The organism is Streptococcus sp. P25B114, assembly GCF_053010325.1.
This window is the reverse complement of sequence record NZ_JBRKNW010000026.1, coordinates 1-26,930: the sequence shown is the minus strand read 5'-3', so window position 1 is coordinate 26,930 and position 26,930 is coordinate 1. Positions and strand designations below refer to the sequence as shown.

The window sequence follows — 26,930 nt, the reverse complement described above, 5'->3', positions numbered from 1 at the left end:
GTATTTTTCTATGATGCGGAGCATTATTTTTGTTTTTAAGTGCTTGCTTTAATTCTTCAACTTGTGTCTGGGTAAATTCTTTTGTCATAATACTATCATATCGCTATTTTTGATTTTTGTTAAGTATAACTTGTTCGCTTTTTGAATTTTAATGGTTGCTAGATAGGATTCCCTATTTTAAGAATCCTTGGTGGGAGGACCAATGCAAAAAGTAGCCCTAAAGCTACTTTGGATGTGTTGTATACTTTATTATAATGTGGACTCGCTACCGCAAGTCCTTATCTCCAACTTCAGTTGGAGAGAGTTTCTACGAAACTCCTAGCTACATATCGTTTTCTTACAGAAAACGACGAGCGTGGAAGGAATGGAATTGTTATAAGATTATAAAGAAGAGCGACTGCCGTCGCTCTCTATTTCCAACGTCGGTTGGAGATTTTTTGGCTTTTAGCAAACTCATGTTTGCTAAATTGCCAAAAATCTAACCAACCGACCCCTCCATCTCATAGGCAATCAGTCTGTTGAGTTCGACTGCGTATTCCATTGGGAGTTCTTTGGTGAATGGTTCGACAAAGCCCATGACAATCATCTCTGTGGCTTCAGATTCAGATAGGCCGCGGCTCATGAGGTAATAGAGTTGTTCCTCTGAGATTTTTGATACTTTGGCTTCGTGTTCCAGGGCCACTTGTGAGTTGTGGATTTCGTTGAACGGGATAGTGTCCGACTTGGAAATGTCGTCCATGATGATGGTATCACACTCGATGTGGCTGATAGATTTTGCCGAGTTTTTGGCAAAAGTTACTTGACCACGGTAGTTAACTTCTCCACCGCCACGGGCAATAGATTTGGATACGATAGACGAGGAGGTCCGTGGTGCATTGTGAATCATCTTGGCACCCGTGTCTTGGACCTGACCTTTATTGGCAAAGGCGATGGACAACATGGTTCCACGCGCGCCTTCTCCTTCCAGATAAACGGCCGGGTATTTCATGGTTGTCTTGGCACCGAGGTTTCCGTCAATCCACTCGACCGTAGCATTTTTCTCTGCGCGAGCACGCTTGGTTACGAGGTTATAGACATTGTCAGACCAGTTCTGGATGGTCGTGTAGCGCATGTAGGCACCTTCGTGGGCAATGATTTCCACGATGGCAGCGTGCAGGCTGGCAGTCGAATAGGTCGGCGCTGTACAGCCTTCGACGTAGTGAACACTTGCTCCCTCATCCACAATAATCAGCGTCCGCTCAAACTGACCTGTTCCTTCGTTGTTGATACGAAAATAAGTCTGCAATGGAATATCTAACTTGACGCCTTTTGGCACGTAGATAAAGGTACCACCTGACCAAACGGCTGAGTTGAGGGCGGCCAGTTTATTGTCTGATGGCGGAACGAGTTTTCCAAAGTATTTTTTGAAGAGCTCTGGATGTTCCTTGAGAGCCGTGTCAGTATCTGTAAAGATAATGCCGTGCTTGTCGTACTCTTCCTTCATGTTGTGGTAAACCACTTCTGATTCGTACTGGGCAGAAGCACCTGCCAGGTAAGCACGCTCAGCTTCTGGGATACCGATGCGTTCAAAGGTTTCCTTGATTTTGTCTGGTACATCATCCCAGCTACGTGCCGGTTTATCCGATGGTTTTTGATAGTAAACAATATCATCAAAATCCAGTTCAGATAGGTCTGCACCCCAAGTCTGCATAGGCATTTTCTTGAAGGTCTCATAGGACTTGAGACGGAATTCCAGCATCCATTCAGGCTCGCCTTTGATACGGGACATTTCACGAATAACTTCTTCGTTCAACCCCTTACCAGTCGAAGCTACCAGTTCCACGTTTTCATCATGGAAACCGAATTTATATTCCCCAAGATCAATCGGGGTTGGTTCAATTCTTTCTTCTGACATAATATAAGATACTAAGCCCTATAAATCTTGGGCCTGTTCAGTTCCAATCAAAAACTGAACAATCCTTTCTATATGATTTTCATTTTTAGAGTTTGTATTGATGCTTATTCAGCACTCTCACTTCGTTCCAGTGCTTTCTTAATCGCATTCCATGGAAGTGTGGCACATTTGATGCGTTGAGGGAATTTGGCAACACCCGCGAGGAGGGAGGCGTCTCCTAGTTCCTTCTGACGTTCATCTTCTTGGCCTTGGACCATTTGTGAGAAAATTTCTGCTAGTTCTTGAATCTGACTGATTTCTTTGCCAAGCACTGCTTCAGTCATCATAGAAGCTGATGCGGTTGAAATGGTACAGCCAACTCCGTCAAAAGCAATATCGGTAATCACATCTTTTTCAATCTTGACTGATAGTTCAATCACATCGCCACAGGTTGGGTTGTGGAGTTCCAACTTTTCCACTCCGTCCAAACTTCCGCGGTGACGAGGCGACTTGGAGTGCTCAGACACAACTGCCATATAAAGAGAGTCTAATCTAGATAGGGCCATTGAAAAACTCCTTTGTCTTGATAATTGCCTCGACCAACTTGTCGCAGTCAGCCTTGGTATTGTAGATGTAAAAACTTGCTCGAACGGTGGCTGGTACCTGCAAATACCTGAGAAGCGGTTGGGCACAATGGTGGCCAGCCCGCACAGCAACTCCTTCATAGTCCAGAGCGGTTGCCACATCGTGTGGATGCAAGTTGTCCAAGTTAAAGGCAATAACCCCTGTCCGCTTGGATAGATCCTGACTGCCATAAATGGTCAAGCCGGGAATGGCCTGCAATTTTGGCCAGATGTAAGCAATCAATTCTTCCTCGTGCTGCTGGACATGCTCCATGCCGATGTCATTTAAGTAATCAATGGCAGCTGCAAGTCCGACAGCACCCGCAATATTAGGTGTCCCCGCTTCGAATTTCCAAGGTAGTTCCTTCCAAGTTGCGTATTGTTCATAGACAAATTCAATCATTTCACCCCCGAATTCAACTGGCGACATACGATTGAGCAATTCTTCCTTGCCGTAGAGGACGCCGATTCCTGTCGGCCCCAACATTTTATGACCTGAAAAGGCATAGAAGTCCACGTCTAATTCTTGTACGTTGACAGCCATGTGGGGAACTGACTGGGCTCCGTCCACCACCAAGTAGGCTTCAACTTCATGCACCAGCTCCGCTATTTCCCCGATAGGAGCCACACCGCCCAGGACATTGGACACATGAGCCAGAGAGACAAACTTGGTCTTTTCGGAGAGCATGGACTTGAGGCTATCCACATCCAACTCGCCGTCTTTTAGAGGCACATAGCGGAGCTTGGCACCTGTTTTCTGACAGGCTTGCTGCCAAGGGATGATATTGGAGTGGTGCTCTTGGACCGAGATAATCACTTCCTGGTCTGGCTGGAGAATTTCTCTGGCAAACTGAGCCACCCAGTTAAGACCGGTGGTCGTTCCTCTGGTGAAGAGGATTTCCTTGCTAGATTTGGCCTGGATAAAATCAGCCACCTTCTGCCGAGCGTCTTCATAGCGAGCCGTTGCCCGTTCCGAAAGGGTGTGGACACCACGGTGGACGTTAGCATTGTCTGTCTGGTAGTAATCTGCCAGCACATCTAGTACCTGTTGCGGTTTTTGAGTGGTCGCCGCATTATCCAAATAGACCAGCAGCTCATCATTGACCACTTGGTCTAGGATTGGAAAATCCTTGCGAATGCGTTCAAAATCAATCATCTTATCTCTTTGTTAGTTTTTCTTCAATGACGGCAATCAACTCGTCACGGACTTCCTTGACTGGGATTTCTGTGATAACAGCTCCCAAGAACCCACGGATGACCAGACGCTCGGCTGTCGCGCGATCCAAACCACGGCTCATGAGATAATACATATCCTCTGGGTCCACCTGACCGATAGAAGCTGCGTGACCGGCCGTGACTTCATTCTCATCAATGAGAAGGATTGGGTTAGCGTCGGAACGCGCCTTGTCAGACAGCATAAGGACGCGGCTTTCCTGCTGGGCATCTGCTCCCTTGGCACCACGAATAATGTGTCCAATGCCGTTGAAGGTAAGAGTACCACTTTCCAAAATAACCCCGTGTTGCAGGATATGACCGACCGAATTATTGCCGTAGTTGGTCACGCGGGTATCGACACCCTGAACCTGACGGCCAGCTGACAGGCCGACCACCTTGAGATTAGCATGGCTACCATTTCCCTTGAGGTCTGCATCCAAGTCAGCGACGACATTTCCTTTGTTAAGGAGGCCAATGGCCCAGTCCACGCTGGCATCCTTGCCAATGGTCGCACGGCGAGTCAAATAGGTATCCAGGTGCTGCCCCAAGCGGTCAATGGCTGAGAACTTAATCTGGCTTCCTGCCTGGGCAATCACTTCGACCACAATGTTGGCAGAGGTTTTCACCGCGTCGTCGCCAAGGCTCTCAAATCGTTCTAAATAATTGAGCTTGGTGTTCTTGCCTGCGATAATCAGTACGCGCTTGTTAAAAGCCACGCCACTTGTCGCGTCTTGGTAGAAAATACCTTCGACAGGCTGGTCAATTTCAACATTATCCGGAATGTAAAGAACGGCTGTCGAGTTGAAATAGGCTGTATTGTAGGCAGCCAATTTGTGCTCGTCGTAGGCTACTGCTGAGCCCAAGTATTTCTCGATGATATCCGGAATGACTTCCAAAGCCGAAGTGAAGTCTGTAAAGACTACTCCTTTTTCGACAAGGTCTGCTGGTAATTGTTCCAAAAGCGTCTGGCTACCGACTTGCACCAGCATAGGATTGTCACCTAGAGCTGTGAAATCCGGTACGTTTCCTACTGCATCGTTGATGGCTAAACTGCCGTCACCCAAATTCCAACGGTGAAATTTTACCCGCTCGATAACTGGCAAGTCCAGCTCTGCTATTTTCCCAAAAGCCGCCAAACGTAGGTCTGTCAACCATGTTGGCTCGGCCTGTTGGAGTGAAAATTCTGGTATCAATTCTTTGGTCATAGGTTCCTCCAAAGACTTAAATGTCATCTTCTTTGTAGTCGATGCCAAGCTCAGCAGCTACCTTAACATAGCCTTCTTTTTCCAAGCGTTGCGCCAATTCAGGGCCGCCTGACAGGACGACACGACCTTCCATCATGACATGGACCACATCAGGCGTGATGTAGTTAAGCAGGCGTTGGTAGTGGGTGATAATCATGGCACCAAAACCTTCGCCACGCATAGCGTTGATGCCTTTTGATACGACCTTGAGGGCGTCAATGTCCAAACCTGAGTCAATTTCGTCCAGAAGGGCAAAAGTTGGCTCCAACATGAGCAATTGCAGGATTTCGTTGCGTTTTTTCTCACCACCAGAGAAACCTTCGTTGAGGTAACGCTCAGCCATTTCCTCTTTCATATTGAGGAGTTCCATTTTCTCGTCCAACTTGGTGATAAAGTCGCGGACGTTGATTTTGTCCTCGTCTTCCTTGCCAGCATTCATAGCTGCACGGAGGAATTCTGCATTGGTAATACCCGGAATTTCAGATGGGTACTGCATAGCCAAGAAAAGACCCATACGAGCGCGCTCATCCACTTCCAATTCCAAGATATTGACACCGTCAAAGAGGACTTCCCCTTGCGTCACTTCGTAGCTTGGATTGCCCATGATGGCTGCTGAAAGGGTTGATTTACCGGTACCGTTTGGTCCCATGATGGCTGCAATTTCACCTGTTTTGAGGGTCAAATTGACACCCTTGAGGATTTCCTTGCCTTCAATTTCCACATGAAGGTCTTTGATTTCTAATACTGACATGGTATGCTCCTTTATTTTTCTGTCCTGTCCCTTATACATGCTGGGAAAAACTACCCAGGCAGCTCCCCCCTTGACGCACATAAAATCTCATTGTCTGGAAATTTTAATGAACAGTATCTATCATAGTATATCAAAAAAAGAGCCAATCGGCTCTTTCCATGTTTCTAGACTTAATCTTTCTTCTGATTTCTCCGAATAATTCGTTTTTCTTTCCAGTCAGCCACCCGTTCCTGTCGATAACCACTGTTGCCAATAAAGCGCAGAAGATTGAGGAGGGGCGTTCGATTTTCACCGAAAATACCGATGAGTTCACAAAAGAGAACCAGGCCGAATCCTGCAGATAAGATCAACAATACACCGCCGACACGACTGGACACATTGAACAAGAGGGAAATCAATGAGAACAGGAAGGAAATTCCATAGATAACCAAGACTGTTCCCCGATGGGTCAAGCCCAGGGACAGGAGGCGATGGTGGAGATGCATCCGGTCTGCTTCATAAATTTTCTTGCCCGACAGAATTCGACGAATAATGGCCACAACCGTATCTGTAATCGGTACTCCCAGAATAATCATGGGCGTCACAACAGCAACAGCAGTCGAATTTTTCAGACCTTGGAGGGACAAAACACCAATCATGAAGCCAATAAAGAGGGCTCCCGTATCACCAAGATAGATAATGGCCGGATTGTAATTATAGGGCAGGAACCCGACAATCGCAACAACCAAGACAAATAAGGTCAAGGTCAAATAAATCTCGCTCTCCACCAGGAAGAAATAGGAAACCAGGCCCATGGTGGTCAGCGAAATAATCGATACCCCTGAAACCAGCCCGTCCAAGCCGTCAATCAAATTAACCGCATTGGTAATGGCTACAATCCAGAGCATGGTGAGGAAAAAGGACAACCAGGTCGGAAACTCAATATAGGGGCCACCAAAAGGCAGTTTAAAGGCATCAAAATGGAAATCCGTGAAGAACCAAATGACTAGGGCCGCAGCTGTTATCCCAAGGAATTTGGGCAAAGGACTGAGCTCCTTGATATCATCCACCAAGCCTGTCACCACCACCATACCACTCGCCAGAACCAAGGGAAGAACGTAGTCAAAATAGGTTCCCTTATGGCTCACATAGGTAACGATTTGCGGTAGAAAGAAGAGAACCGCAGCCGAAAAGGTGATAAAAATAGCTAGGCCACCAGCCGTTGGCATGGGTACCTTATTAATTCTGCGGGCATTTGGATGGTCCACCGCCCCAATTTTAAAAGCCAGAAAACGGATCAGAGGCGTCAGAATGACCGAGGTAATCAAGGTTCCAATCAGGATGAGGACATATTTCAAAGCAAAAGGCATCATGCAAGACTTACCTTCTTCAATTCCTCAACAGCGGCTAGAGGCAACAAGACTTGGCCATGTTCCTGCAGAACAGGACGGGTCACGGTAGAGTCGTCCGTGTACTCCAACATTCTAGACAGGAGGTAATCTGGATAATCTGCGGAACGGTCACTCACATCCAAGAGGACAGTCATAAAGTAGTCATCGTTCATCTTGTAGAGCTCTGATTCTTCAAAATCCACATCGATGGCCTGGGCGAATTGAACCACTTCGTGCAAATGATCAAAGTGCAGAACGTAGTAGATATAGGGCTCTGCCTCTTCTTCAGCCTCTATATCTGCCAGACGCTGTACCGCATCCTTGTCATAGGCGCTCTTATCTTTCAGGGTTTTCTCCAAAGACTGAAGAAAATCCGCCGGCGTCATCTGACTGACCTCATCGAGATTATCAAAGTCAGCCAAGTCCTCAAAGTTGATGTGCTTATCAATCTCTGACTTGGTTACAAAAATATCGACCTTGTCAGGCTTGGGCGTTACGCGAAAACTGAGCATGCCACTTTCTCGAAATGTCAGGGGCAACTCCAATTCATCTAAAACAGAATAAAAGAATTCCTCCGTCTTCTCATGGGGCATAAGAAAATCCGCAATCTCCATGCCTCTTTCTTCCAAATCATCTAATAGAATAGTGATTTTCAAGGTCGAATCACTAATTTGTTTCACTTTCATACTTACCTCATACATCTGCCTAGATTTTCCAACAAATAGGCCACATTCTCATACAAATCTCTCACCATTATACTAAATTGCCGTCGGAAAAACAAAAGAAAAGCAGGACAGCCTGCTTTTAGGAAATAAACTTCAAGAAAGAATAAACCAATAGAATGGCCCCCAGGATAATCCGATAGTAACCAAACACTGTAAAATCATGTTTCTTCACATAATCTGTCAGCATCCGGATGACAACGACAGAAACAAGATAGGCCGTTACCGATGCGACCAAGAGAATCAAGACCTGTTCAAAATCCAGCGTATTGCCGTCGATAAAATACTTGACCGCCTTGAGCCCGCTATAGCCAAACATGGTAGGAATGGCTAAGAAGAAGGTAAAGTCAGCTGCCACCGAACGACTGGTCCCAAGAATAATGGCCCCCAAAATTGTCGCCCCAGAACGGCTAGTCCCTGGAATAATGGCCAAAACCTGGAAGAGACCGATAAACAGAGCCGTCTTATAAGGCATGGACGCCAAGTCCGTCACTGTAGGCTGGACTCTCTTATTGCGCTCTTCAATCCAGATAAAGGCAATACCATAGACAATCAAGGCAATGGCGATGGGCACCATAAAGTTGAAGTGGGCCTCAAACCAGCTATCAAAGGGCAGGGCCACCAAGATGGATGGAATACAAGCAATGACAACCTTGGCCCATAGCTGCCAGGTCAACTGAATCTCACGCTTGCTTTTGCCAGGCTGGAAAGGATTAAGGCGATGGAAATAGATGGTCATAACGGCCAAAATCGCCCCCAACTGGATAACAATGTTGAACATCTCCACAAAGCTATCCGACTGGTTGAACTGAATAAATTCCTGGACCAAAATCAAATGACCAGTAGAGGAAACTGGCAACCATTCCGTAATTCCTTCAACAATGCCTAAGAAAATGGCTTTCAATAATTCGATAAACATAGGATACTCCTTTTAAGAACCTGCATTGACCAGCGAGCGATACCATAGGAAAGAGATAACTTGCTCACCAGGGACTTTTTTATAAAAGATACTTTTAATTCTTTAAAACCAATCATGCTCTAGATACTTTAGACATTATACCACGAAAGATGAGAGAAATAAAGAGCCAAATATAGTTTGATGCTATCGCTCAAAGAACATTTATACAATAATTGTGAATAAAAAAGCAATCGTATTGAAATTTTTCAGAATTTTTTATACAATGGTACAATACATTTTATAAGGAGATATTATGAAACATAAACTCAGTATTTTCCTGCTGACCCTACTGGCTGTTTTTTCAGTCACTACAGGCGTTCGTGCAGATGAATACCTGCGTGTCGGGATGGAAGCTGCCTATGCACCTTTCAACTGGACCCAGGAAGACGACAGTAATGGTGCTGCCCCTATCGAAGGGACCAACCAATACGCTAACGGATACGACGTGCAAATCGCCAAAAAAATTGCAGAATCCATGGACAAGGAACTCTTGGTGGTCAAAACCAAGTGGGAAGGTCTGGTTCCAGCATTGACTTCTGGTAAGATTGACATGATCATCGCCGGGATGAGCCCAACAGAAGAGCGCAAGAAAGAAATCGCCTTTTCTGACAGCTACTACACTTCCATTCCGACATTGGTAGTTCGTGCAGATAGTCAATATGCAACAGCCAGCAAACTGGCTGACTTTGCAGGTGCAAAAATCACTGCGCAACAAGGTGTCTACCTCTACGACCTGATTGACCAGATCGAAGGCGCAAACAAGCAGACAGCCATGGGGGATTTCTCGCAAATTCGTCAGGCCCTGGAGGCTGGTATTATTGATGCCTACGTGTCTGAGCGTCCGGAAGGCCGTACCGCTGAGGCTGCTAATAAGGCTTTCAAGATGGTCGAGCTTTCAGAAGGTTTTGAAACCAATGCCGAGGACGTGACCATTGCAGTCGGTATGCGTAAGGATGATGCACGACTTGCACAGGTCAACCAAGTCCTTGCGACCATTTCTGAAGACGACCAAGTTGCATTGATGGACAATATGATTGAAAATCAGCCGGTCGAAGAAGCAACCGACGCGCAACCAAGCTTCTTTACACAGGTCTGGAATATCATCGTCAACAACTGGCAACAACTCCTACGCGGAACTGGTATGACCCTCTTGATTTCCATCTTGGGTACCATCATCGGTACGCTAATTGGTCTTTTGATTGGTGTCTTCCGCACTGCTCCAAAAGCTGAAAACAAGGTCGCTGCTATGGGACAAAAAGTTCTCGGTTGGCTGATTAATATCTACATTGAGGTATTCCGTGGTACCCCAATGATTGTACAATCTATGGTTATCTACTACGGTACCGCCCAGGCCTTTGGGCTTAACCTAGACCGCACTCTGGCAGCTATTTTCATCGTTTCTATCAACACTGGTGCCTACATGAGTGAAATTGTCCGCGGTGGTATCTTCGCTGTTGACAAGGGGCAATTTGAAGCAGCAACTGCGCTTGGATTTACCCACAATCAAACCATGCGTAAGATTGTCTTGCCACAGGTTATCCGCAACATTCTTCCAGCAACTGGTAACGAATTTGTCATAAATATCAAGGATACATCTGTCCTCAACGTTATCTCTGTGGTTGAGCTTTATTTTTCAGGAAATACTGTCGCGACCCAGACTTACCAATATTTCCAAACCTTCACTGTGATTGCCATTATCTACTTCATCTTGACCTTCACTGTAACCCGCATCCTGCGTTCTGTCGAAAAACGTTTCGATATGGACAATTACACGACAGGTGCCAACCAAATGCAAATCGAGGAGGTTCCACATGTCTAATACCATCCTGGAAATCAAGAATCTGAAAAAATCCTACGGTCAAAACCAAGTCCTCAAGGACATTTCAGTAACCGTTGAAAAAGGCGAGGTTATCTCCATTATCGGCTCTTCCGGTTCTGGAAAATCAACCTTCCTCCGTTCTATCAACCTTTTGGAAACACCGACGGAAGGCACCATCCTCTACCACGGTCAAGACGTTTTGGCCAAGGGCTATGACCTGACCACCTACCGTGAGAAATTAGGCATGGTTTTCCAATCCTTTAATCTCTTCAACAACCTCAATGTTTTGGAAAATGCTATCGTGGCCCAAACGACCGTTCTCAAACGTGACCGCGCTGAAGCAGAGAAAATTGCCAAAGCCAACCTCAACAAGGTCGGCATGACCGAGCAATACTGGGCCGCTAAACCAAGCCAGCTCTCTGGTGGACAAAAGCAACGGGTAGCCATTGCACGCGCCCTATCAGTCGATCCAGAAGTTATTCTCTTCGACGAACCAACTTCTGCCCTTGACCCAGAAATGGTGGGTGAAGTTCTCAAAACCATGAAAGAATTGGCCGAGTCTGGCTTGACCATGGTCATCGTGACCCACGAAATGGAATTTGCCCGCGACGTTTCAGACCGTGTCATCTTCATGGACAAGGGCGTCATCGCCGAAGAAGGCACACCTCAACAAATCTTCGAAAATCCAAAAGAAGAACGAACCAAAGAATTCTTAAAACGTTTCCTCGGTTAAGCCTTGATACCAGCTCTAGCTGGTATTTTTTTGGGCTCCAATACACTTCAAAGCAAACCTGGCCCCTGTTACCACAGTATGAAGCCTGGGAGTCACTGCCTTCAGGACACATCTTGTTGGCCCCCTTTTTCCATCCTACTCTATTCCCCCGATTGCGGTGTTATACTCAACTAAAATCAAAAAGAAAAGGCGCTAGGACTGAGGCAACAGTTCTAGCACCTAAACTTTAAAAATTTCAATTACAGTATAGTACAGGTAGTGATTTTTTGCACTTTTTTACTGTTTTCCAAATAGAAAAGAGAGGCATAGACCTCTCTTTCTTGTTTTTCTAGGTAAGTTTACCTAGATTAGTTTTCAAATTTTTTGTGGTTTTTGTCGTAAAAATCAATCAAGCCCAAAGCTGTCGCGAATGAGATGTTGTCGATTTTTGCACGTCCTTGTGCAAGAGCGATAACTGACATTTCACGAGCGTTGGTCTCTTTACTGATACGGTAACCAGTGATTTTCTTTTCACGTACCCAGTTTACAACTGCGGCAACTTTTTCGTAACTAGTCATGAGAAACCCCTTTCCTTTTTATTCGTGCAATTAAGTATAATACAGCTATGCTCATTTTGTCAAGTAAAGTATTCGGTTTTTACCAATTATTTGACAGAAAGAGCTGACAATATTTGAGTGCGAATGTCTTCAACACCCTCCGGATTGCCCGGTAAGAAGATTGTATTATTACCTCCTTGTGCAAAATTATTTAAGGTATCCAAGTATTGGTTGGTCAACAAGATAGACATAATCTGCTCTTCTGACATGCTGACGTTGGAATCTTTCAATTCACGGATAGAATCTGCCAAACCGTCAACAATAGCCTTACGCTGTTGGGCAATACCCACACCGTGCAGGCGGTCTTTTTCAGCTTCTGCCTCTGCAGCAGTGACAATTTTTATCTTGTCTGCCTCTGCCAATTCTTGGGCCGCAACCCGTTTCCGCTGGGCTGCGTTGATTTCGTTCATGGATTGCTTAACCTCTGCATCTGGCTCAACCTTGGTAATCAGGGTCTTGACAATGACGTAGCCGTAGGTGGACATCTCTTCTGCCACCTGCTTCTGCACTTCCAGGGCGATCTCATCTTTTTTCTCAAACAATTCATCCAGAGTCAATTTAGGCACAGATGAGCGCAGGGCATCCTCAATATAGGACTTGATTTGAGCCTCTGGGTGCATGAGCTTGTAGTAGGCATCTGTGACGTTATTTTCATTGACCCGGTATTGGGTCGCCACATTCATGGTCACAAATACGTTATCCTGGGTCTTTGTCTCAACCACGATTTCACTTTGCAACATCCGAAGCTGAATACGAGCTGCAATGACATCCACACCGAAAGGAATTTTAAAGTTAATCCCTGAGGTAGACGTTTTTTGGTACTTACCAAACCGCTCGACAATAGCCACCGTCTGCTGCTTGACCACATAGAGGCCAGAAATAATCAAAATCAAGGCCAGAAGCAGGACGAATAAGAGAGTAAACATAAACAATATAGGTGCCATAATAACCTCCTAAGCTAACATCTTACACCAACATTTTATAGAGTGAGTCATTTTCGTGCAAATTGATATATTGTGGGTCAAAATCTTCCAAGCGCTGAATAAAGTCCGCATAGTCATTCTTATCGCCCAAAGCAATCCCGATGAGAACTGGACCTGTTCCCTTATTGGCCCGCTTGATATACTCAAACCGTGTAATGTCATCATTCGGTCCGAGAATATGGTTTACAAATTCGCGCAGGGCACCCGGCCGTTGGGGGAAATTGACGACGAAATAATGCTTGATTCCCTCGTAAATCAGAGCTCGCTCTTCCATTTCTGGCATGCGGTTGATGTCATTGTTACCACCTGAAATGATACAACAGATGGTCTGCCCCTTGATTTGGTCCTTGACAACCTCAAGTGCAGCAATAGTCGCAGCACCAGCCGGTTCAGCGACAATTCCCAATTTAGAATAAAGGTCCAAAATGGTTTCTGAAATCCAACCTTCATCAACACCAATCAGCTTGTCTACATGTTTACGAGCAACTTCGTAGGTGCTTGCACCGACTTTTTGAACAGCAATTCCGTCCGCAAACTTGTCAATTTCAGCCAGCTTAACAGGTCTTCCCTTATCAAAAGCAGCCTTCATCGAACGTGCTCCGCTAGCCTCAACACCTACAATCTTGATGCCTGGTGCCTGTTCCTTCAAATAAGCCGAAACACCTGCAATCAGACCACCACCACCAACGGGAACCAAAATCTGATCAAAATCAATCGATTGTTCCTGGGCCTCGTCCAAGATTTCGTAGGCAACAGTCCCCTGACCTGCCTGAACATTATCATCATTAAAGGGATCGATGAAGGTTTTTCCACTTTCCTGGGTATAGTCTTGAGCAGCCTGAGCCGATTCATCAAAAGTATCACCCACCAAGCGAATGTCCACAAATTCCCCACCAAAGAACTTGACCTGACCGATCTTCTGCTGCGGCGTTGTAATGGGCATGAAAATTGTAGCAGGAATCTGCATTTCCTGGCAGGTATAGGCTACTCCCTGGGCATGGTTGCCCGCTGAAGCACAGACAACCCCTCGCTCTTTTTCCGCATCCGTCAATTGGGAAATAGCGTAATAAGCCCCTCGAATCTTGAAGGAACGGACCCGCTGCTCGTTTTCCCGTTTGATATAAATATCGGCTCCATAACGCTCTGACAGGTAACGATTATAATCTAGCGGTGTCTTAACCACCACATTTTTGAGAACAGAATAGGCCTGCTCAATGTTCTTTGCTGAAATCATATTGCACTTATTTCTTTCTATTATAAATATTGTACCAAAAATCCTGAAATAAACATAGGATTTATAATCAAAATTCACAAATATTTTTTATTTTCTCAGAATGGTCAAAAGAGCTGGCAAGCCAGCTCTTTACTATTCTTTGACCAGAACCCCGAGACTTCTAATTCAAGTAGAGCTACCTAACTCTACGATTTCGAGATTGGACTTCAACAGTTTGGGGAGCTGTTGAAGGTTGGATATAGAGTTTGTCGGTAGACAAACTTCCCCTGGCCTTGCTTTCGTATTTCTGGGCAAGGGCTAGAATAGCCTATCCGTAGGCTGCCTCGCTCTCTTGTTGTCAAACTCGGGTTAAAATAGTCCACCTCAACTACCTTGCTTTCGTATTTCTGGGTAAGGGCTAGAATAGCCTATCCGTAGGCTGCCTCGCTCTCTTGTTGTCAAGCGAGGGCGTATGGTCGCTCTCACATTTCTAGGCGACCAGCTGAAAGAGTCTATCCCCAGACTCTTTCACTCCACTGGACTTACCTCGCTTTCTCGTTTTTGGGCGAGGGCTAAAACAGTCCACTGGACTTACCTCGCTTTCTCGTTTTTAGGCGAGGGCTAAAACAGTCCACTGGACTGTTTTAGTTATAAATCTTAAACGCATCGTCGTCGTTGCGGCCTACGAATGGCATTGCTTTGCGGAGTTCTGCACCGACTTTTTCGATTTCAAGGTTTTCAGCTTCTTTACGGAAGGCTTCCATTTGTGGGCGACCAGCCTTGTAGTCGTTGACAAAGTCGTTGGCGAATTTTCCAGACTGGATGTCTGCCAATACAGCTTTCATGTTTTCTTTAACTTGGTCAGTAATCACGCGTGGACCTGATACGTAGTCACCGTATTCAGCAGTATTTGAGATAGACTGACGCATTTTCTTGAAACCACCCTCGTAAACAAGGTCAACGATGAGTTTCATTTCGTGCAATACTTCAAAGTAAGCCAATTCTGGCGCATAGCCAGCCTCTGTCAAGACTTCAAAACCAGCCTGCATAAGGGCAGTCAAACCACCACAGAGAACGGCTTGCTCACCGAACAAATCTTCTTCCGTTTCTTCTTTGAAGGTTGTTTCCAAGAGACCAACACGGGCAGAACCAACACCTTTAGCCCAGTCCATAGCGATGTGCTTGGCATTGCCAGTAGCGTCTTGATAGACAGCGTAAAGCGCTGGAACACCGAAACCTTCTTCAAAAGTACGACGAACAAGGTGACCAGGACCTTTTGGCGCACACATGAAGACGTCTACATCAGCAGGAACCTTGATAAATTCAAAATGAACGTTGAAACCGTGAGCGAAACCAAGGGCATTTCCTGCCTCCAAGTTTGGAGCGATTTCTTCATTGTAAAGGTCTGCTTGGATTTCGTCTGGAGCCAAAATCATGATAACATCCGCTTGTTTTGCTGCTTCAGCTACTTCAAAAGTCTCAAAGCCATCTTCTTTTGCCTTATCAAAAGATTTACCAGCACGCACGCCGATGATAACATCGTGTCCTGTGTCACGCAAGTTTTGGGCATGGGCATGGCCCTGTGAACCATAACCGATAACGGCGATACGTTTGCCGTCAAGTGCTGGAACTGTTACATCTTTTTCATATTGCATTGCTACTGCCATTTGTTAATCTCTTTTCTATTTTTTTACTTATAAATTCGGATGTTCAAAGAAAATGAACATTCTGTAATTTTGTCTATCATGTGCATCCCTAGTTGCTCAACTTTCTTTTAATTCTAGGCAGTGAGGCGAAGGCTATACTGAGGTATGCCAAGCCGAGCTAACGACGAAGCAAAAGACAAGTGAGTGACTAGGTTAGTCACGACTGAAACCAGTTGCCCCTGTCCTAGCAATGTTCTTAATGCCATAAGGCTGAATCACACGCAGGAGGGCGTCAATCTTGTCTCCGTCACCAGTCATCTGAATGGTAATGGAGTGAGGTGCCACATCGACAACGCTGGCACGGAAGGGTTGGATAATGGCTAAAATTTCTGCCCGCTTAGCTGGCGGAGCAACGATTTTAATCAGAATCACTTCCCGTTCCAAGTGCGGAATGTCTGTCAAATCGCGGACACGGACCACATCAATCAAGCGATTGAGTTGCTTGATAATTTGTTCCACTTCGTCCATGGTCGCAACATCAACGATGACCGTTACCCGAGAAATACCTGCAACTTCGGTCGGGCCGACTGAAATGGATTCAATATTGATTTGGCGCCGGGATAGGACACCTGTAAAGCGGTTGAGGACACCTGAAGAATTTCGTAATTTTGCTGTTAACATTCTACGCATTGAACTTCACCCCCAACATTTCCGCATTGCTCTTGCCGGCTGGTACCATTGGCACCACATGTTCGGCCTTGGAGATATGGACCTCAATCAGCATTGGTTTGTTTTCCAAGATGACCTTCATATCTTCTGCCAAGGTCGCCGAATTGTCAAAACTGTAATGGCTGATACCATAGGCTTCCGCTAGGAGCTGGAAGTTTGGCTCTGCATCAAATACTGACTGACTGCGACGTTCTTCATAGAAGGATTCTTGCCACTGACGAACCATACCCAGGGAATGGTTATTAATCAAGACAACCTTGATGGGCACACCATAGCCATTGAGGATAGCCAATTCCTGGTTGGTCATCTGGAAACCACCGTCACCGACAAAGACTACAACTTCCTTGTCTGGATTGGCTAGTTTAGCGCCGATTGCTGCTGGAATTCCGAATCCCATAGTCCCCATGCCGCCCGAAGTAATCAGCTGGCGCTGGTGCTTGTAAGGATAGAATTGAGCCGCCCACATCTGGTGTTGTCCCACATCTGTCACGATGATAGCATCGCCATTTGTCAATTGACCAATCAGCTCGATAGCTGCTTGTGGCTTGATAAAGTTGGCATCTTCCTCATACCAGAAAGGTGCTCGACGCTTGTTGTCCAATACCTGCTCCGTCCAGTCAGCATAGTCTGTCTCAACGGTTTCGCATTTCAACAGGGCTTGTAAGGTCGCTTTGGCATCTCCGACTACTGGAATTGCCGTCTTCACGACCTTGCCAATCTCTGCTGGGTCAATGTCCACGTGCGCAATAGTCGCATTAGGCGCATAGGTTGTCGGATTTCCCGTCAGGCGATCATCAAAGCGGGCACCGATGTTGATAATATAATCCGCATCATTCATGGCCATATTGGCTGAGTAAGTTCCGTGCATGCCACCCATCGCTAGGGCTAATTCGTGTTCAATCGGCATGGCTCCTAACCCAAGCAGGGTTGAAACAACAGGCAAGCGGTATTTCTCTGCAAAAGCAATCAATTCTTCCTGGGCTTCTGCATAGTTGACCCCACCACCAGCCAAAATCACTGGCTTTTTGGCCCGACTGAGCTGCTGGAGAATTTTCTTGACCTGCAAACCATTTGGCTCTACCGTTGGTTGGTAGCTTGGCAAATGAACCGTCGGATCGTGATAGGCTTCAACAATTCTTTCCTGGATATCCTTTGGCACATCGATGACTACTGGACCTGGACGGCCTGTGGTCGCAATATGATAGGCTTCTGTAATCACTCGAGGAATATCTGCTGTGTCCCGAATCTGGTAATTGTATTTGGTGATTGGCATGGTCATACCAATGACATCGGCCTCCTGGAAGGCATCCTTACCGATACCGCGCGTCGCAACCTGTCCTGTGAAAACCAGAAGAGGCACGCTGTCACCCATGGCATCCGCTATCCCTGTAATGGCATTAGTTGCCCCTGGTCCAGATGTGACGATGGCTACGCCCACCTTTCCTGATGATTTGGCATAGCCTTCCGCCTCGTGGACCGCTCCTTGTTCGTGACGAGCCAAGACGTGCTGAATCCCCTCGTATTGATAGATAGCATCATATAAGGGGAGGACTGCCCCGCCTGGATAGCCAAAGACCAGGTCCACACCCAATTGATGCAAGCTATCTAAGATTAAATAGGAACCTGAACGCGGTTGATCTAATTGGATTTCTTGCACATGTATTCCTCCTCTCTGCAATGTTGTATCTACTATCATAACACATGGAACTTAAATGTCAAGGAATATTCTGAAAATTCCTACATTTATTCGTTTTCCTTATTTCAAGCCGAAATCTTAAACCAAACTTAAGTCAAATCAAGATGTAGGCTATTTTCAGATTTCTTTCAGAAAACTCCTCTATAGTGGGTGTATAGCAAAAAACGAAACGAGGTATTCCCATGTATTATGTCATCATCCCCGCCTATCAGCCAGATCAGAAATTACTGGAGCTATTGAACGCTTTGAAGTATCGGCTCAATTGCAAGATTATTGTAGTTAACGACGGAAGCACTGAAGCTTCGAAAGCCATCATCGAGCAAGCTAGTTCCTACGCAACCGTTCTTCACCACGAGCGTAATTTAGGAAAAGGCCAGGCCTTGAAAACTGCTTTTCAATATATTCAAGAATGTGACTCCAATTCTGTCATCGTAACAGCTGATGCGGACGGCCAGCACTCCGTCAACGATATGGATAGAGTGGCCCGGGCTGCTATGAATTTGCCCAATCACTTGGTTCTGGGAGTCCGTCAATTTAGCAATGATGTGCCTTTCCGCAGTCGTTTTGGTAATAAGCTGACCCGTCTACTCTTCCGCCTTCAAACTGGTGTCAAGGTTAGCGATACCCAGACTGGTCTACGTGCCTTTCATTCCAAGCTCCTGCCCTTTATGCTGAAAATCGAAGGCCAACGTTATGAGTACGAAATGAATATGCTGACTCAAGCTAGCCAAGAGTTCCCCATTACCGAGGTTCCCATTCAGACCATTTATATAGATGATAATGCTAGCTCGCATTTCCGACCTATCAAGGATGGCTTACTCATCTACAAAAACCTCTTCAAATTTGCTTTGGCCTCACTTGGCGGCTTTCTGGTAGACTACGGTGCCTATGCCCTGCTTATCGCAAGTTTGACTGCTCTGCCCTCGGGTATTCATATCCTCATTGCTAATGGCTTAGCTCGTCTTACCAGCTCTCTGTCCAATTATTACCTCAATAAAAAGTTGGTCTTTCAAAGCGAGCAGAGCGTCCAAACTACTGGCCTCGGTTATTTGACCCTAGCTTTGGCCCTCTTCATCTGCGACACCTCTCTGATTTATATTTTCCACCAACTATTTGGATTGAATCTTTATTTGGTGAAAATCACAGTTGGCCTTTCCCTCTTTTTCTTCTCTTGGTATATTCAAAAACATATTATTTTCAATGAAAGGAAGGCACTTGCCCATGAAATTGCTTAAAAAACCCTTTATATACGCATCACTATTCGGCACATTACTCACTGGTGGTTTCACCTACTCCATGCTCAAAACCTTTGTCCTCTCTGAAGCTATTACAACAGTAGAATCAGCAACGACAACCGCTGCAGCGACGACAAATTCCAGTACAGCAGCAAGTAGCACCGCTGCAACAACCGCAACCAATGTGACAACAACTGATACCTCTTACGCTGATGACAACATCCAAATCACACTCGAAACCATTACAACCAACAACACAACTGTCTATGTAGCGGATATCCAAGTCAGCTCAGCTGAATACTTGAAAACAGCCTTAGCTCAAAATACTTATGGTACCAACGTCACAGCCAAAACATCTGCAACCGCTGCAGCCAACAATGCCATCTTGGCGGTCAACGGCGACTACTACGGTGCCAACTCAACAGGTTACGTCATCAAGAATGGTGTCCTCTACCGTGATACCGTCCGTGACAATGCTTCTTATGGTGACTTGGCAATTTATGCTGACGGCTCATTTGAAATTATCTATGAAAATGAAATAACAGCTCAAGAGTTAATTGACAATGGCGTTGTCAACTTGCTCGCCTTCGGGCCAACCTTGGTAGAAAATGGTGAAATCGTGGTGGATACATCAACAGAAGTTGGACGGGCCATGTTTTCCAACCCTCGTTCAGCCATTGGTATCATTGATGAAAACCACTATATCATCGTTGTGGCAGACGGTCGTACTTCTGAAAGTGAAGGTCTATCCCTCTATCAACTGGCAGAAGTTATTAAACAATACGGAGCAACAACTGCCTACAACCTAGACGGCGGTGGTTCATCAACCCTCTACTTCAACGGTCAAGTGATTAACAACCCAACAACAAACGGAAATACTATCTCAGAAAGGGCGGTGAGCGACATTGTCTACATCGGCTACTAATACAGAAAACAAACGCACTATTCGCACATTTATCACTTATTTAGCACTAACATCCTTCCTCTTCATCTTCAGTCGGGTCTATGAAAGCCTCAGTTATGGAGAAACAGCTTTCCATATGCACTATCTGTTCTGCGTAACCCTAATCGGTGGAAGTCTTCTACTTGGCTTGATGACCATCCATCGCACACTCTCTCGCCTGACCTATAATCTCTGGAATTCAGGTGTTGCAACCATTACAGCAGGTTTTCTCCTCCGTGGCATCATCAACCTGTCTGGTCGTTCAACCACCTTGGACCAACCCTATTGGTTTATCGGCGCAGGATTCTTAGTTCTTGCCTTGATTAGCCTCTTCTTTACCGGAAACAGGAAAGCACAGCCCCAATCAACTACTCAGTAACAAAAACAAACTAGAACAGCCTTTGGAACATCCAAGGCTATTATGTTTATTTTTGCAAAATTCAGAAATTTCACATCATTTGACAAATCCTTTTTCATTTCCCTCATAACTATGGTATAATAAGGGAACTAATCACCAGAAAGATAGGGAGAAGAGAAATGACTGATAAAGATACACTGAAAAGCCTCCGTCATCGCAGCTCTGTTTACGATTCGATGGTCAAATCGCCCAACCGCGCTATGTTGCGTGCCACAGGCATGACCGATGATAGTTTTGAAAAGCCGATTGTCGGTGTGATTTCGACCTGGGCTGAAAATACGCCTTGTAATATTCACTTGCACGACTTCGGAAAATTAGCCAAAGAAGGGGTCAAAGATGCTGGCGCTTGGCCAGTTCAATTCGGTACCATCACCGTTGCAGACGGAATCGCTATGGGAACTCCTGGTATGCGGTTCTCCTTGACTTCACGTGATATCATTGCTGACTCTATTGAGGCTGCTATGGGCGGACACAATGTCGATGCTTTTGTAGCAATCGGTGGCTGTGACAAGAATATGCCGGGCTCTATGATTGCCATTGCCAATATGGATATTCCTGCAATCTTTGCCTACGGTGGCACCATCGCTCCGGGAAATCTGAACGGCAAGGATATTGATTTGGTTTCGGTATTTGAAGGTATTGGAAAATGGAACCACGGCGATATGACCGACGAAGAAGTTAAGGCGCTTGAGTGCAATGCCTGTCCGGGGCCCGGTGGTTGTGGCGGTATGTACACGGCCAATACCATGGCAACAGCTATCGAGGTCATGGGAATGTCCATTCCGGGTTCATCATCTCATCCTGCCGAATCTCCTGAGAAAAAAGCAGATATTGAAGAAGCGGGACGCGCTGTGGTCCGCATGTTGGAACTGGGTATCAAGCCGTCTAACATAATGACTCGCGAAGCCTTTGAAGATGCTATCACTGTTACCATGGCACTCGGTGGCTCCACCAACGCTACTCTTCACTTGCTAGCCATTGCTCACGCTGCAAACGTTGACTTGACCTTGGAAGATTTCAATGATTTCCAAGAGAAAGTACCTCACTTGGCTGACCTCAAGCCTTCTGGTAAGTATGTTTTCCAAGACCTCTACAATGTCGGCGGTGTGCCAGCGGTTATGAAATACTTGCTGAAAAATGGTTTCCTGCATGGTGACCGTATCACCTGTACCGGTAAAACTGTCGCAGAAAACTTGGAAGATTTCGCTGACTTGACACCGGGTCAAGACGTCATCATGCCACTTGAAAATCCAAAACGTGCCGACGGTCCGTTGATTATCCTCAAGGGTAATTTGGCTCCAGATGGTGCCGTTGCCAAGGTTTCAGGCGTGAAAGTCCGTAACCATACTGGTCCAGCCAAGGTCTTTGACTCAGAAGAAGATGCCATCGAAGCCGTTCTTTCTGACGATATTGTCGACGGCGATGTAGTCGTAGTTCGTTATGTTGGTCCAAAAGGTGGTCCTGGTATGCCGGAAATGCTGTCGCTTTCATCTATGATTGTCGGAAAAGGCCAAGGCGACAAGGTAGCCCTTCTGACAGACGGTCGCTTCTCTGGTGGTACTTATGGTCTGGTTGTCGGCCACATCGCTCCTGAGGCTCAGGATGGTGGTCCAATTGCCTACCTGCGTACAGGCGATTTGGTAACGGTGGACCAAGATACCAAAGAAATCACCATGCACGTTTCTGACCAAGAAATCGAAGACCGCAAGAAAACAACTGTTATTCCACCACTCTACTCTCGTGGTGTTCTCGGCAAATACGCCCACACTGTATCCTCTGCCTCTAAAGGCGCTGTCACAGATTTCTGGAATGTCGACCGTTCAGGAAAATAACCTATTTACTCCATTTTTCCCTATCCTCGTGATGGGGGATTTTTTTCGCCCAAAATTGAATTTTAAGCTTTCTTTAATATTTCTTTCAGTTTTGTTTAATATTTGACCTTTATACTAACAAGCATCAGCACAATAGATTGGAGAGGTCTTATATGAAAACCACTATCAGCCAAAAACAATTCAAACGTAGGGAAACTAAATACATCCTCAGCAAAGCAACTTGGAGACTCTTCCTCCGCGATGCCCAGCCCCATCTCCTTGCAGATGACTACGCTCATTCAACCATTACCAGCATTTATTTTGATAATGAGGATTTTGACATGGTGCAGGATGCCTTAGCCAAAAAGTATCAGCGTGAAAAGGTTCGGATTCGGCTCTACGATGCTCATCCTCATGCCAACAGCACCGCCTTTTTGGAAATCAAGAAAAAAATCGATGGCATTGGTTACAAGTACCGACTGGAATCAACACCGCGCATTATTCAATATTTCCTCCGTACAGGTTTGCGCGACAGCAGCCTGACAGACCAACCTGTCTGCCAAGAAATTCAATCGCTTCGGAAATGGTATGGCAATCTCTATCCGAAAATTCTCATTCGCTATGAACGCCAGTCCTTCAAGGGGCTAGAGGATCCAAAACTCCGCTTGACCATTGACCAAAACGTTACCTATTCAGACCAACATCCGGCTCTTAAATCAGCTGCAAAAGAAAAGGTCCTGCTGGACCCTGACCTAATGATTATGGAAATCAAAGCAGCTGAGACGATTCCAGATTGGCTATCCGCGCTCCTTGAAAAGCACGCCATTGAGAGAAAACCCTTCTCCAAATACGGAACGGCTTACCGCCTCGCAACTAGCCCAGAAAAGGAGTTGATAGCCTATGCACCTATTCGATAGTATCTTATCTACCACCAGCTCCATCGCCCTGCAAATCAGTTTAATTATGGGGATCAGCTTGGTGCTGGGTTATCTACTGGCAATGACCTACAAGCACAAATCCAGCTACAGCAAGGAATTTGTCATAACTTTGACCCTGATGCCAACCCTGATTGCCTTTATCATCTTCTTGGTCAACGGCAGTCTGGGGACTAGCTTAGCCGTCGCTGGGACCTTTAGTCTCATTCGCTTCCGCTCTGCCTCTGGCTCTTCCAAAGAAATGCTGGCAGTCCTACTGGCTATGGCCATCGGATTAGCAACAGGAACCGGTTATCTGGGACTGGCCAGCCTCCTGACGCTCGTCATCTGCGGCGCCATGCTCTTCTTTGAAACTGTGAATTTTGGTCAAACCGATCACAGGAGACGACACATTCTCCTAACTGTTCCCTTGGATTTTGATTACCAACATTTTTTCAAGAAGGTCTTCAAAGCAGCTTGTAAGGAGGAAGAAATCCTATCCATTAGCTACAAAAAGAAAAAGCAGGCACTGGTCCTCGAATATTCTCTGGTTTTGGAATCAAGCATCTCAGACCAAGCCTTGACAAAATCCATTGTCGAAGCCAATCCACTCAATTTCATTGTCAATAAACAGACACCTAAAAAGAAATATTTATAAAGGAAGAAGGAAATCATTATGATGAAAACTAAGACGAAAAAACTACTCACCTCTGGCATTGCCCTCCTCACTATCGCTACGCTAGCCGCTTGTTCTTCTGCCCAAGGACAGACCCAAACCAGCAAGACGATTGCCAACAGCCAAGTAACGACGATCAATTCAAGCACGAGCAACACCGCAAGCACTTCTAGCATTGATTGGTCATCACTCCCTAGTCAAGAAGTTACCTTGTCTGACGAGGGCTTGACCATCACTGAAGGCGGAACCTATATTCTAAGCGGTTCGACTACAAAAGGTGTAACCATTGACACTCAGGAAAATGTGCGTTTGATTTTGGCCGGAGCTACCATTTCTAGCACAGATACCGCAGCTATCAATGTCCTATCTGCTGATAATCTTGAAATTAACTTGCAAGATGGCACCGAAAATACTGTCTCAGACACTAGCACTCATTCCGATGCAGATATTGAAGGGGCTATTCATTCGGAGTCGGATTTAGTTATCACTGGCAATGGTAAACTGACCGTTGAAGGCAATTTCCAAGACGGGATTGTCTCTACCGATGACTTGACCATCGAGGCTGGAAATATTACGGTAACAGCTCAGGATGACGGTATTCGCGGTAAGGATTCATTGACCATCACAGGTGGTAGGATTGACGTGATGGCAGGTGGCGATGGTATCAAGGCGACAAACGACGAGGATACTACGAAAGGAAATACCACTATCACGGGAGGAACTATCACTGTCACAGCTGGTGACGACGGTATCAAAGCCGAATCTGCCTTGACCATTGAAGATGGTTCGATTAAAGTAACTGAGTCAACCGAGGCCTTGGAAGGAACCAATATCACTATCAATGGTGGAACCTTGGATGTTTATGGTTCTGATGATGCCATCAATGCTGCAAGCGATACAGCCAGCGATATCTTCATCAAGGTCACCGGGGGTGATTTGACCGTTGCTGTCGGAAATGGCGATACGGATGCCTTTGATTCCAATGGTGATTTGATCATTTCTGGTGGCACCATTGACATAACTGCACCTACTTCAGCCTTTGACTTTGACGGTTCCGTCTCCTTTACAGGTGTAGATGTCACAGTCAATGGCCAGATACAAACTGAAATTGTCCAAACCGGCCCCGGCGCAATGGGGGGCGCACCTGGAGGTCGCGGTGGATGGTAATCGAGTAGGGACTAAGACTAGTACCTCTCACACCACCGTGCGTGCCGTTCGGTACACAGCGGTTCAACTAACTTTTAACGCATGTCGTTTTAGATAATAATCTAGCAAGAAACCAGTCCACGTTTAGCGAGGACTGGTTTTGATATGGCACGTTTCAGTACCAACCTCTGAGCCACTATTTGATACGACTACCTTTTTGGACTTTGGTGTTCTTTGCCACCTTATCCGCTATATACGCCTTTGTATCACGTTTCTGTTCGTAGTGCAACGATTTCACCATCCCTTCCTCTGACGGTCTTGGTTTCTAGCGTCAGACTTAAAACGGTCTCTCCCCAGACCGTTTTAATCCACTACCTCACGATAGTCAGTCTTGGGAGTCACTATTGGGTTCACCGGTAGCGGATGCCCAACCGTACTTGTCACAGGCAACTTGGGCAGAATAAGCAAATACCTCCTTTGGAACGAATGCCATAAAAACACTGAACCATAGGGATTTTGACCAGCATAACAGGGTCAAGACTAGGACGACCATTGTCAGACGAATAGGCTTCTTCGACTAAGCCGTAGATAAAATCAAAATCGATAACTTTATCAACTTGGCGCAGGAAATGATCTGCAGGCACAAGCTGGTCAAGGGTATAGAAACCGTACTGATTGCAGTTATAGTCAGGTTTTTCTTTGTGTAGCATAGGAGAACCTCACAAGTCCTTTTTATTATATTGTACTCCTAAACACGAAGAAAAGCCCTTAGAAAATCAATTCTAAGAACTTTGTCTTCAGTCTGAGAGAACACATGTTCTCTCTTCCTTTTATCTGCCCACAACTAGCGTAGGGACAGCCTATTGGGAAAGCTATGCTTTCCGTTTTCTATTTTCATTCATTACTTGTATAGTGGGAGGACATGTACGAATGAGAACAGATTAGTCTTCGTTACGACGACGTTTACCTGCAAGCGCAAGTGCTGCAACTAGCATACCTGCACCAAGAATTGCTGCCGCAGATGATGCTTCACCAGTGTTTGGCAATTGAGCTGCACCAGCTTTATCAGTTGTTGGAGCTACAGGAGCCTGTGGTTTTGGTGTCGCAGGTGCTTGAGGTGCTGGACTTGTAGGAGTTCCTGGTTTTGGTGTAACAGGGTTGCTTACCTTGCGGTAGATGTGGGTTGTGTTACCATCTGCATCTACAACTGTACGTACATACTCATAACCCGGGATTGACTTGTTAGGCGTTGTACCTTCTTCTTGCGGTGCAATTGGGTTGCCATCTTCATCAACGTGGTTTGTTACAACATTCTTAGTTGGTGTTACAGGTACGTAAGGGATTGGTGTGTTCTCACCTGGCGTTGTTGGAACTGGTGGAACATACCCTTTCTTAGGATCCGTTGGGTCAACCGGTTTCAATGGCTCGTTAGTCTTAGGATCAACTGGCACATAACCTGGTACATGAGGGATTGATGGAACTCCTCCACCTGGGTAAGGTGATGTTGGATCGATTGGCTTATCTGGGTTCGTTGGGTCGAATGGATAAGGGATCACTGGGTTAACTGGAGTTGGATTCTCTGGTGTAGCAGGAATTTCAGGGATCCAGTTAGCGAC

Annotated in this window: 24 protein-coding genes and 1 pseudogene; 9 read left to right on the top strand and 16 right to left on the bottom strand. The window is 45.9% G+C overall.

The features are described from left to right. Nucleotides 1–478: 478 nt before the first annotated feature. From sufB to ACVC7T_RS10150, 8 genes are all read right to left on the bottom strand, one after another. Nucleotides 479–1,894 (bottom strand): Fe-S cluster assembly protein SufB, encoded by a 1,416-nt coding sequence (sufB, locus tag ACVC7T_RS10185; RefSeq protein ID WP_002938151.1) that lies wholly within the window; start codon nt 1,892–1,894, stop codon nt 479–481. A 104-nt stretch (nt 1,895–1,998) separates the two neighbouring features. Then, on the bottom strand, nt 1,999–2,439 hold the full coding sequence (gene sufU / locus ACVC7T_RS10180) for a Fe-S cluster assembly sulfur transfer protein SufU (protein ID WP_105160834.1): 441 nt from the start codon (nt 2,437–2,439) through the stop codon (nt 1,999–2,001). Next, nucleotides 2,426–3,652 carry a cysteine desulfurase gene (locus ACVC7T_RS10175; RefSeq protein WP_447262899.1) on the bottom strand — a complete coding sequence of 409 codons (1,227 nt, stop codon included), beginning with the start codon at nt 3,650–3,652 and terminating at the stop codon, nt 2,426–2,428. The genes sufU and ACVC7T_RS10175 overlap by 14 nt, the downstream gene beginning before the upstream one ends. A 1-nt stretch (nt 3,653) precedes the next feature. After that, nucleotides 3,654–4,916: a Fe-S cluster assembly protein SufD gene (gene sufD / locus ACVC7T_RS10170; RefSeq protein ID WP_447262898.1), complete on the bottom strand. Its 1,263-nt coding sequence runs from the start codon at nt 4,914–4,916 to the stop codon at nt 3,654–3,656. 16 nt (nt 4,917–4,932) lie between these two features. Beyond that, nucleotides 4,933–5,706 carry a Fe-S cluster assembly ATPase SufC gene (gene sufC, locus ACVC7T_RS10165; protein ID WP_105111544.1) on the bottom strand — a complete coding sequence of 258 codons (774 nt, stop codon included), beginning with the start codon at nt 5,704–5,706 and terminating at the stop codon, nt 4,933–4,935. 170 nt (nt 5,707–5,876) lie between these two features. Further along, entirely contained in the window at nt 5,877–7,058 is a 1,182-nt protein-coding gene (locus tag ACVC7T_RS10160; RefSeq protein ID WP_172022404.1) for a glycosyltransferase family 4 protein, read from the bottom strand. Next, complete coding sequence (gene mecA / locus ACVC7T_RS10155) at nt 7,055–7,762, bottom strand: adaptor protein MecA (RefSeq protein ID WP_172068288.1); 708 nt, start codon at nt 7,760–7,762, stop codon at nt 7,055–7,057. Before mecA ends, ACVC7T_RS10160 begins: the two co-directional genes overlap by 4 nt. Nucleotides 7,763–7,880: 118 nt before the next feature. Then, nucleotides 7,881–8,717, bottom strand: coding sequence for an undecaprenyl-diphosphate phosphatase (locus tag ACVC7T_RS10150; RefSeq protein ID WP_105111541.1), 837 nt, complete (start codon nt 8,715–8,717; stop codon nt 7,881–7,883). 292 nt (nt 8,718–9,009) lie between these two features. Here ACVC7T_RS10150 and ACVC7T_RS10145 point away from each other — a divergent pair, with 292 nt between their 5' ends. Both ACVC7T_RS10145 and ACVC7T_RS10140 read left to right on the top strand, forming a co-directional pair. After that, nucleotides 9,010–10,575, top strand: coding sequence for an ABC transporter substrate-binding protein/permease (locus tag ACVC7T_RS10145; RefSeq protein WP_394731650.1), 1,566 nt, complete (start codon nt 9,010–9,012; stop codon nt 10,573–10,575). Next, on the top strand, nt 10,568–11,308 hold the full coding sequence (locus ACVC7T_RS10140) for an amino acid ABC transporter ATP-binding protein (RefSeq protein WP_105111539.1): 741 nt from the start codon (nt 10,568–10,570) through the stop codon (nt 11,306–11,308). The genes ACVC7T_RS10145 and ACVC7T_RS10140 overlap by 8 nt, the downstream gene beginning before the upstream one ends. Before the next feature lie 347 nt (nt 11,309–11,655). Here the strand turns inward: ACVC7T_RS10140 and ACVC7T_RS10135 are convergent, their stop codons facing one another. From ACVC7T_RS10135 to ACVC7T_RS10110, 6 genes are all read right to left on the bottom strand, one after another. Beyond that, nucleotides 11,656–11,865 carry a capsule biosynthesis transcriptional regulator gene (locus ACVC7T_RS10135; protein ID WP_024391394.1) on the bottom strand — a complete coding sequence of 70 codons (210 nt, stop codon included), beginning with the start codon at nt 11,863–11,865 and terminating at the stop codon, nt 11,656–11,658. A gap of 86 nt (nt 11,866–11,951) precedes the next feature. After that, on the bottom strand, nt 11,952–12,830 hold the full coding sequence (locus ACVC7T_RS10130; protein ID WP_394719450.1) for an SPFH domain-containing protein: 879 nt from the start codon (nt 12,828–12,830) through the stop codon (nt 11,952–11,954). 40 nt (nt 12,831–12,870) lie between these two features. Then, nucleotides 12,871–14,121: a threonine ammonia-lyase IlvA gene (gene ilvA, locus ACVC7T_RS10125; protein ID WP_105161312.1), complete on the bottom strand. Its 1,251-nt coding sequence runs from the start codon at nt 14,119–14,121 to the stop codon at nt 12,871–12,873. A 623-nt stretch (nt 14,122–14,744) separates the two neighbouring features. Beyond that, the gene (ilvC, locus tag ACVC7T_RS10120) at nt 14,745–15,767 is read right to left on the bottom strand and encodes a ketol-acid reductoisomerase (protein ID WP_105111536.1); all 1,023 of its coding nucleotides are present in this window, start codon (nt 15,765–15,767) and stop codon (nt 14,745–14,747) included. Nucleotides 15,768–15,959: 192 nt separating this feature from the next. Further along, entirely contained in the window at nt 15,960–16,436 is a 477-nt protein-coding gene (gene ilvN / locus ACVC7T_RS10115) for an acetolactate synthase small subunit (protein WP_105111535.1), read from the bottom strand. Next, nucleotides 16,429–18,171, bottom strand: a complete 1,743-nt coding sequence (locus ACVC7T_RS10110) for an acetolactate synthase large subunit (protein WP_447262897.1) — start codon at nt 18,169–18,171, stop codon at nt 16,429–16,431. The genes ilvN and ACVC7T_RS10110 overlap by 8 nt, the downstream gene beginning before the upstream one ends. 182 nt (nt 18,172–18,353) lie before the next feature. Between ACVC7T_RS10110 and ACVC7T_RS10105 the strand changes: the two genes are divergently transcribed. The 7 genes from ACVC7T_RS10105 (at nt 18,354) to ACVC7T_RS10075 (ending at nt 25,335) form a co-directional block, all read left to right on the top strand. Beyond that, complete coding sequence (locus tag ACVC7T_RS10105; protein WP_447262896.1) at nt 18,354–19,406, top strand: glycosyltransferase; 1,053 nt, start codon at nt 18,354–18,356, stop codon at nt 19,404–19,406. After that, nucleotides 19,393–20,331 carry a phosphodiester glycosidase family protein gene (locus ACVC7T_RS10100; protein ID WP_447262895.1) on the top strand — a complete coding sequence of 313 codons (939 nt, stop codon included), beginning with the start codon at nt 19,393–19,395 and terminating at the stop codon, nt 20,329–20,331. The genes ACVC7T_RS10105 and ACVC7T_RS10100 overlap by 14 nt, the downstream gene beginning before the upstream one ends. Further along, the gene (locus tag ACVC7T_RS10095; RefSeq protein WP_105161316.1) at nt 20,312–20,728 is read left to right on the top strand and encodes a hypothetical protein; all 417 of its coding nucleotides are present in this window, start codon (nt 20,312–20,314) and stop codon (nt 20,726–20,728) included. Before ACVC7T_RS10100 ends, ACVC7T_RS10095 begins: the two co-directional genes overlap by 20 nt. 158 nt (nt 20,729–20,886) lie before the next feature. After that, nucleotides 20,887–22,599 carry a dihydroxy-acid dehydratase gene (gene ilvD, locus ACVC7T_RS10090; RefSeq protein WP_447262894.1) on the top strand — a complete coding sequence of 571 codons (1,713 nt, stop codon included), beginning with the start codon at nt 20,887–20,889 and terminating at the stop codon, nt 22,597–22,599. Nucleotides 22,600–22,751: 152 nt separating this feature from the next. Next, nucleotides 22,752–23,495 carry a polyphosphate polymerase domain-containing protein gene (locus ACVC7T_RS10085; RefSeq protein ID WP_447262893.1) on the top strand — a complete coding sequence of 248 codons (744 nt, stop codon included), beginning with the start codon at nt 22,752–22,754 and terminating at the stop codon, nt 23,493–23,495. Further along, nucleotides 23,479–24,150, top strand: coding sequence for a DUF4956 domain-containing protein (locus ACVC7T_RS10080; protein WP_394736157.1), 672 nt, complete (start codon nt 23,479–23,481; stop codon nt 24,148–24,150). The genes ACVC7T_RS10085 and ACVC7T_RS10080 overlap by 17 nt, the downstream gene beginning before the upstream one ends. Before the next feature lie 21 nt (nt 24,151–24,171). Beyond that, nucleotides 24,172–25,335: a carbohydrate-binding domain-containing protein gene (locus tag ACVC7T_RS10075; RefSeq protein WP_447262900.1), complete on the top strand. Its 1,164-nt coding sequence runs from the start codon at nt 24,172–24,174 to the stop codon at nt 25,333–25,335. A 458-nt stretch (nt 25,336–25,793) separates the two neighbouring features. Here the strand turns inward: ACVC7T_RS10075 and ACVC7T_RS10070 are convergent. Together ACVC7T_RS10070 and ACVC7T_RS10065 are read right to left on the bottom strand one after the other, a co-directional pair. Then, a pseudogene (locus ACVC7T_RS10070) lies at nt 25,794–26,024 on the bottom strand (IS5/IS1182 family transposase); the annotation flags it as partial. Nucleotides 26,025–26,255: 231 nt separating this feature from the next. Next, nucleotides 26,256–26,930: LPXTG cell wall anchor domain-containing protein (locus tag ACVC7T_RS10065; protein ID WP_447262892.1), on the bottom strand; the 675-nt coding region annotated here is incomplete at its 5' end.

What these genes read in the sequence shown, in the direction of transcription:
- ACVC7T_RS10075 (WP_447262900.1), top strand. Translation starts at nt 24,172, where the DNA reads ATGAAAACTAAGACGAAAAAACTACTCACCTCTGGCATTGCCCTCCTC.
- ACVC7T_RS10160 (WP_172022404.1), bottom strand. Translation starts at nt 7,058, where the DNA reads ATGATGCCTTTTGCTTTGAAATATGTCCTCATCCTGATTGGAACCTTG.
- ACVC7T_RS10100 (WP_447262895.1), top strand. Translation starts at nt 19,393, where the DNA reads ATGAAATTGCTTAAAAAACCCTTTATATACGCATCACTATTCGGCACA.
- ACVC7T_RS10145 (WP_394731650.1), top strand. Translation starts at nt 9,010, where the DNA reads ATGAAACATAAACTCAGTATTTTCCTGCTGACCCTACTGGCTGTTTTT.
- sufB (WP_002938151.1), bottom strand. Translation starts at nt 1,894, where the DNA reads ATGTCAGAAGAAAGAATTGAACCAACCCCGATTGATCTTGGGGAATAT.
- ACVC7T_RS10130 (WP_394719450.1), bottom strand. Translation starts at nt 12,830, where the DNA reads ATGTTTACTCTCTTATTCGTCCTGCTTCTGGCCTTGATTTTGATTATT.
- ilvA (WP_105161312.1), bottom strand. Translation starts at nt 14,121, where the DNA reads ATGATTTCAGCAAAGAACATTGAGCAGGCCTATTCTGTTCTCAAAAAT.
- ilvC (WP_105111536.1), bottom strand. Translation starts at nt 15,767, where the DNA reads ATGGCAGTAGCAATGCAATATGAAAAAGATGTAACAGTTCCAGCACTT.
- ACVC7T_RS10140 (WP_105111539.1), top strand. Translation starts at nt 10,568, where the DNA reads ATGTCTAATACCATCCTGGAAATCAAGAATCTGAAAAAATCCTACGGT.
- sufU (WP_105160834.1), bottom strand. Translation starts at nt 2,439, where the DNA reads ATGGCCCTATCTAGATTAGACTCTCTTTATATGGCAGTTGTGTCTGAG.
- ilvD (WP_447262894.1), top strand. Translation starts at nt 20,887, where the DNA reads ATGACTGATAAAGATACACTGAAAAGCCTCCGTCATCGCAGCTCTGTT.
- sufD (WP_447262898.1), bottom strand. Translation starts at nt 4,916, where the DNA reads ATGACCAAAGAATTGATACCAGAATTTTCACTCCAACAGGCCGAGCCA.
- mecA (WP_172068288.1), bottom strand. Translation starts at nt 7,762, where the DNA reads ATGAAAGTGAAACAAATTAGTGATTCGACCTTGAAAATCACTATTCTA.
- ACVC7T_RS10175 (WP_447262899.1), bottom strand. Translation starts at nt 3,652, where the DNA reads ATGATTGATTTTGAACGCATTCGCAAGGATTTTCCAATCCTAGACCAA.
- ACVC7T_RS10135 (WP_024391394.1), bottom strand. Translation starts at nt 11,865, where the DNA reads ATGACTAGTTACGAAAAAGTTGCCGCAGTTGTAAACTGGGTACGTGAA.
- ACVC7T_RS10080 (WP_394736157.1), top strand. Translation starts at nt 23,479, where the DNA reads ATGCACCTATTCGATAGTATCTTATCTACCACCAGCTCCATCGCCCTG.
- ACVC7T_RS10105 (WP_447262896.1), top strand. Translation starts at nt 18,354, where the DNA reads ATGTATTATGTCATCATCCCCGCCTATCAGCCAGATCAGAAATTACTG.
- ACVC7T_RS10110 (WP_447262897.1), bottom strand. Translation starts at nt 18,171, where the DNA reads ATGATAGTAGATACAACATTGCAGAGAGGAGGAATACATGTGCAAGAA.
- ACVC7T_RS10085 (WP_447262893.1), top strand. Translation starts at nt 22,752, where the DNA reads ATGAAAACCACTATCAGCCAAAAACAATTCAAACGTAGGGAAACTAAA.
- sufC (WP_105111544.1), bottom strand. Translation starts at nt 5,706, where the DNA reads ATGTCAGTATTAGAAATCAAAGACCTTCATGTGGAAATTGAAGGCAAG.
- ilvN (WP_105111535.1), bottom strand. Translation starts at nt 16,436, where the DNA reads ATGCGTAGAATGTTAACAGCAAAATTACGAAATTCTTCAGGTGTCCTC.
- ACVC7T_RS10150 (WP_105111541.1), bottom strand. Translation starts at nt 8,717, where the DNA reads ATGTTTATCGAATTATTGAAAGCCATTTTCTTAGGCATTGTTGAAGGA.